Raw genomic sequence first — 6,088 nt, 5'->3', positions numbered from 1 at the left:
GGCCCGACGGGGTGCGGACGTTCACCGCGCGGGGCTCGCAGCGGGCCGGGCGCACCCGCGCGGCCATCTCCCGCCTTGGATCATCAGCGAGATCCGCGCTACGGACGGAGTGGACGCACCAGGTGCGCGATCCGGTGGCCCCTCGCGCCCGCTCGTCGCCGCGATCGCGGAACGTCTGTCGTGTGCCCGGGTGACGTTCCGCGATCACGATCGAAGTGGCTGCTCCGCTGGACGGCTACTCCTTCGGGGTGTCGCCGTCCGTCGGGGTGTCGCCCTCCTTCGGCGCCTCGCCGGTGCTGGTCTCGTCGCCGAAGCCGAGGTCGCTCAGGTCCAGAGAGGTCCGGGCGAACAGGTCCGGGTCCGCGAACGCCTCCTCGTCGGGCAGGAGGTCGGGGTGGTCCCAGAGCGCGTCACGGCCCGCGACGCCGCGGTGCTCGGCCAGGGCCGCCCACAGGGCCGTCGCCTCGCGGAGGCGGCGGGGGCGCAACTCGAGGCCGACCAGGGCGGCGAACGTCTGCTCGGCCGGCCCGCCCGCGGCCCGGCGGCGCCGGAAGGCCTCGGAGAGGCGGACCATGTCGGGGAGCCGGTCGCCGGCGGCGCGGTCGACGACGTGGCAGACCCAGCCCTCGATGAGGGCGAGCGCGGTCTCCAGCCGGGCCAGGGCGGCCCGCTGCTGGGGGGTGTCCTCGGGCGTGAAGATGCCCTCCAGGACGAGCTCCTGCGGGTCGTTGCCGAGGGTCGCGGGGTCGATGCGGCTCATCGCCTCCTCGATCGCCTCGCGGTCGACGTGGATGCCCGCGGCATACGCCTCGACGGCGGCGAAGACGTGCCCGCGCAGCCACGGCACGTGGCCGAAGAGGCGCTGGTGGGCGGCCTCGCGCAGGGCGACGTAGAGGCGCACCTGGTCGTCGGGGATCTCCAGGCCGCGGCCGTATTCGGCGATGTTGGCCGGGACGAGGGCGGCGGTGCCGGCGGGGCCGAGGGGCAGGCCGATGTCACCGGCGGAGAGCACCTCGGCGGCGAGGGAACCCAGGGCGGTGCCCAGCTGGCCGCCGAGCAGCGCGCCGCCGAGCGAGGCGACCATGGAGGTCATGGGGCCCATCTGGGCGCGCATCTCCTCCGGCACCAGCTCGGTCATCGCCGACACCATGCGGGCGGCGACCGGGTCGCACAGCTTGCGCCAGACGGGCAGCGTGGTGTTGAGCCACTCGCCGCGGCTCCAGGCGGCGGTCGACCGCACGCCGGAGGGCAGCGCCGACTCCGGGTCGAGCCACAGGTCCGCCAGGCGCAGCGCCTCGATGACCGCGGCCCGCTCGGCCGAGGTGACCGACGGGTCACCGACGGGCTTCGCCGCGTCAGGATCGTCGGTGTTCGCTGGTGGCGTAACCGCGACGCCCGGCATGGCGAAACCGACGGGGAACTGGGCGAGGCCGCCGGCCGGTCCGCCGCCGGTCAGGTGGGCCTGCGCGAGCTGACGTGCCAGATCCCAGTTGACCGGGCCGCCCCCGGGCGTGGCGAACAGTTGCTGCAGCTGGCTCAGGAATTGCTGCATCTGGCGCGGATCGTTGGGATCCGGCACCTCGCCGCCGGGCGGACCGAAGCCGAACGGGATGTCTGCGGGCATGTCCCAAAGGTACTCGCTTCCCATGCGCGAAAACTGAGAGCGCTAGGCTCGCCGCCATGAGACGTCGTGGCGTGACCGTGTTGGTCGGCGCGTTGCTGCTGCTGTTGCTGTCCTGGCAGACGACCGTGCTGAAGGTGCCCTACGTCGAAATGGGGCCCGGGCCGACCTACAACACGCTCGGCGCCGGCGACGACGGCAAGCCGATCATCAACGTGACCGGTGCGCCGATCACGAAGTCGGCCGGACAGCTGCGGATGACCACGGTGTCGGTGCAGCCGCAGATGACGCTGCTCGAGGCGATGATCGGCTGGTGGCAGAAGGACCGCGCGGTGGTGCCGCGTGAGTTGATCTACCCGCCGAACCGCACGGAGCAGCAGGTCGAGGAAGACAACAAGAAGGACTTCCAGGCGTCGCAGTCCTCGGCGGAGACGGTCGCGCTGCGCAAGCTCGGCTACCCGGTCCTGGTCGCGGTCGACGAGGTGTCCACGGGCTATCCGGCCGAGGGCCAGCTGGAGAAGGATGACGTCATCACCGCCATCGACGGCGCCCCGGTGACGTCCCTGGCGACGCTCACCGAGCTGGTGCGGGCCAAACCGGCCGGGACCGAGCGGCGGGTCGAGTTCACGCGCGGCACGGAGAAGCGCAGCGCGTCCATCGCCACGAAGGCCGGCGACGACGGCAACCCGCGCCTCGGGGTCACGGTCAAGTCGTCGCAGCCGCACCCGTTCCAGCTGTCGATCCAGCTGGACCGCATCGGCGGGCCGTCGGCGGGGCTGATGTTCACGCTCGGCATCATCGACACCATCAAGGACGAGGACCTGACCGGCGGGATCGTCATCGCCGGCACGGGCACCATCGACGACGAGGGCAACGTCGGGCCGATCGGCGGGATCCCGCAGAAGCTGGTCGCGGCGAAGGCGGCGAAGGCGAAGGTCTTCCTCACCCCGGCGGCCAACTGCGAGGAGGCCGTCGCCAATGCCCAGCCGGGCCTGCCATTGATCAAGGTCAGCACCGCCGACGAGGCACTTGCCGCGCTCGAACAGTTGCGGGCCGGTCAGACACCACCCGTGTGCAGCAAATGACTACGCTGAACGGGTTTCCATACGCGAACGGGCGGAGCCGACCGTGGTAATGCGTAATCCGATGACCAGGGTGAGCCGACGCGGTCGGGTCACGATCGTCGTGCTGGCGGTCGTCTTCCTGCTCTTCACCCTCTTCGACCGGGTCGTCGGGGCCTGGGCCGACTACCTGTGGTTCTCCGAGGTCAAATACACCGGCGTCTTCTCGACGGTGCTCACGACCCGCCTGTGGATGTTCCTGATCTTCGGGGCGGCGGTCGGGCTGATCATCGCGGGCAACCTCTACCTGGCATACCGGACCCGTCCGCTGCTGCGGCCGCACTCCGCCGAGCAGCACGCGCTGGACCGCTACCGGCTGTTCCTGCTGCCGCACATGACGATCTGGGTCGTCGCCGTCGCCGGACTCATCGGGCTGTTCTCCGGGCTGTCCGCGCAGGGGCACTGGCAGGAGTGGCTGCTGTTCAGCAACAGCACGCCGTTCGGGCAGACCGACGCGCAGTTCCACGTCGACCTGAGCTTCTACGTGTTCGAGTATCCGTTCTGGCGATACGTGCTGGGCGTCGCCTTCACCGCGGTGGTCTTCTCGCTGCTGGGTGCCCTTGCCCTGCACTACCTCTTCGGCGGGGTCCGGCTGCAGGGCGCCGGCGAGCGGATGACGACCGCGGCGCGCGCCCACCTGACCGCGCTGGTCGCCGCGTTCGTGCTGCTCAAGGCCGCCGCGTACTTCCTGGACCGGCGCGGGCTGCTGCTCGACAAGTTCCCCACCCAGGACCTGTACGGCGCCGGATACACCAACGTCAACGCGCTGCTGCCGGCGAAGGAGATCCTCGCCTGGATCTCGATCGTCGTGGCGATCGCGATCCTGGTGTTCTCCAACGCGTTCATGCGCAACCTCGTGTGGCCCGGGCTGGCGCTCGGCCTGCTGGCGCTGTCCGCGGTCGCGGTCGGCGGCATCTACCCGGCCGCGGTGCAGTCGTTCACGGTGAAGCCGAGCCAGCTGCAGAAGGAGGCCGAGTACTTCCAGCGCAGCATCGACGCCACGAGGCTGGCCTACGGGTTGAACACCGTCCAGGTCAAACCGTATGCGTCGAGGGAACAGAAACCACCGACGAACCTGCCGTCGGTCGACGAGACGGTCGCCAACATCCGCCTGCTGGACCCCACCGTCGTCGGTGAGACCTACACCCAGCAGCAGCAGGTCCGCGGCTTCTACGAGTTCAACACGAAGCTCGACATCGACCGGTACACCATCGGCGGCAAGACGCAGGACTACGTCGTCGGCGTCCGTGAGATCAACTACGCGGGGCTGCAGGAGAACAACTGGCAGAACCGCCACTCGGTCTACACCCACGGCTACGGCTTCGTCGCCTCACCGGCCAACCAGGTCGTCTGCAACGGCCAGCCGTACTACGTCTCCGGCTTCCTCACCGAGCAGACCAAGCCGGTCGGCGACCAGGGCCAGCAGTGCGCGTCCACGACCGACCAGATCCCGGTGAAGGAACCGCGGATCTACTACGGCGAGCAGATGGGCGACGTCTACGCGGTCACCGGCCGCATGGCCGGCGGCAGCGGCGCCGAGTACGACCGCCCCACCGCCAACGCCGGCGACTCGTACAGCAGCTACGAGGGCTCCGGCGGGGTCGCGGTCGGTTCCTACTGGCGCCGCCTGCTCTACGCCGCCTACTTCCGCGAGACGAACTTCCTGCTCTCGGACGTCTTCAACGACAACTCCAAGGTGCTGTACGTGCGCGACCCCGAGGACCGGGTCCGCAAGATCGCGCCGTTCCTGACGCTGGACAGCGACCCCTACCCGGCGGTCGTCGACGGCAAGATCCAGTGGATCGTCGACGGCTACACCACGTCGGCGACGTACCCGTACGCGCAACGCATCGACTGGAACACCGCGATCCAGGACTCCTCGACCAACAGCCGGATGTTCCCCGAGCCGCGCCAGGACGTGACCTACCTGCGCAACTCGGTGAAGGCGACCGTCGACGCGTACACCGGCGAGGTCAGCCTGTACGCGTTCGACGAGAGCGACCCGATCCTGAAGGCGTGGAACAAGGCGTTCGGCAACAAGCTGGTCAAGCCGCGTTCGGCGATCACGCCGTCGCTGATGGACCACCTGCGCTACCCGGAGGACCAGTTCAAGGTCCAGCGTGACCTGCTCAGCCGCTTCCACGTCACCACGCCGAACGGCTTCTTCTCCGGCCAGGACTTCTGGGAGGTGCCGAAGAACCCGGCCCTCCCGACCTCGGACCAGCCGCCGTACTACATCGTGGCCAAGCTGCCGAACCAGGACCAGGCCCGGTTCCAGCTCACCACCGCCCTCGCGCCACGCAGCCGGGGCAACCTGGCGGCGCTGATGTCGGCGTCGTACGTCGACGGCAAGCCCGTGTTCGAGATCCTGGAGCTGCCACCGGACACGGCGACGCTCGGCCCGGCGCAGATGCACAGCGCCATGACCGGCATCGCCGACGCCAGACGCGAGATCACCCAGTTCAGCTCGAACAACTCCGAGGTCATCTACGGCAACCTGCTCACCCTGCCGGTCGCCGACGGCATGCTGTACGTCGAGCCGATCTACCTGCGGACCAAGAGCGACAAGACGTTCCCGACGCTCCAGAAGGTCCTGGTCGCCTACGGCCCGAACTACAAGGCCTACGCCAACAACCTGGCCGACGGCCTCGCCGAGCTGGTCAAACAGGCGACCGGTCAGGCGCCGGTCCCGGGCACCGGCGACACCACCGACCCGGTCACCCCTCCCGCGGGTGGCAACTCCGGCGGCTCCCCGCAGGTGCAGGATGCGATCGCGGCCATGAACAAGGCCCTGGCCGACCTGAAGGCCGCGCAGATCTCCGGGGACCCCGAGGCGTACGGCCGGGCGCTCAAGGCCCTGCAGGACGCGATCGGGCGCTACGAGGCGGCGGTGAAGGCGGCGACGCCGGCCCCGTCGACGAGCGCCTCACCGGGCGCGCAGCCGAGCACGACGGCACAGCCCGGTTCGTCGACGAGTGCCAATCCGTCGACGACGGTGACGGTGTCACCCGCACCCTCCGGCTGATCGACGAAGAGGGCCGCCGCATCTCGCGTGCGGCGGCCCGCTTCACGACCGCCGGTGACGCCGGACACGGTCACCCGTAAGCGATTTGGAACTCACCACAACCGTGCGCTAACCTGAACAAGCCGACGCGGGGTGGAGCAGCTCGGTAGCTCGCTGGGCTCATAACCCAGAGGTCGCAGGTTCAAATCCTGTCCCCGCTACAACCTTGAGAGGCCCCTGCTTCGCGGCGGGGGCCTCTTGCCATCTAGGTTTCCGCGTTCTTCGCGCTTGGCTTCGCCTTCGCTCCCCGGTGGGGGAGCTGCGCTCCACCCACACCCCCTC

Annotated in this window: 3 protein-coding genes and 1 tRNA gene; 3 read left to right on the top strand and 1 reads right to left on the bottom strand. The window is 69.6% G+C overall.

The features are described from left to right. Positions 1 to 235 precede the first annotated feature (235 nt). Positions 236 to 1,552 (bottom strand): zinc-dependent metalloprotease, encoded by a 1,317-nt coding sequence (locus tag Dsi01nite_RS21450; protein ID WP_505661192.1) that lies wholly within the window; start codon positions 1,550 to 1,552, stop codon positions 236 to 238. A gap of 128 nt (positions 1,553 to 1,680) precedes the next feature. On the opposite strand from Dsi01nite_RS21450, the gene Dsi01nite_RS21445 reads away from it, so the two are divergent. The 3 genes from Dsi01nite_RS21445 to Dsi01nite_RS21435 all read left to right on the top strand — a co-directional run bounded on the left by Dsi01nite_RS21445 (position 1,681) and on the right by Dsi01nite_RS21435 (position 5,967). Further along, the gene (locus Dsi01nite_RS21445; protein WP_203847998.1) at positions 1,681 to 2,706 is read left to right on the top strand and encodes a YlbL family protein; all 1,026 of its coding nucleotides are present in this window, start codon (positions 1,681 to 1,683) and stop codon (positions 2,704 to 2,706) included. A 61-nt stretch (positions 2,707 to 2,767) separates the two neighbouring features. Next, the gene (locus Dsi01nite_RS21440) at positions 2,768 to 5,767 is read left to right on the top strand and encodes a UPF0182 family membrane protein (protein ID WP_373318803.1); all 3,000 of its coding nucleotides are present in this window, start codon (positions 2,768 to 2,770) and stop codon (positions 5,765 to 5,767) included. A 126-nt stretch (positions 5,768 to 5,893) separates the two neighbouring features. Further along, a tRNA-Met gene (locus tag Dsi01nite_RS21435) sits at positions 5,894 to 5,967 on the top strand. Positions 5,968 to 6,088 lie beyond the last annotated feature (121 nt).

Source organism: Dactylosporangium siamense, assembly GCF_016862795.1.
Lineage (GTDB): Bacteria > Actinomycetota > Actinomycetes > Mycobacteriales > Micromonosporaceae > Dactylosporangium > Dactylosporangium siamense.
This window is presented reverse-complemented; position numbering and strand designations above follow the sequence as displayed.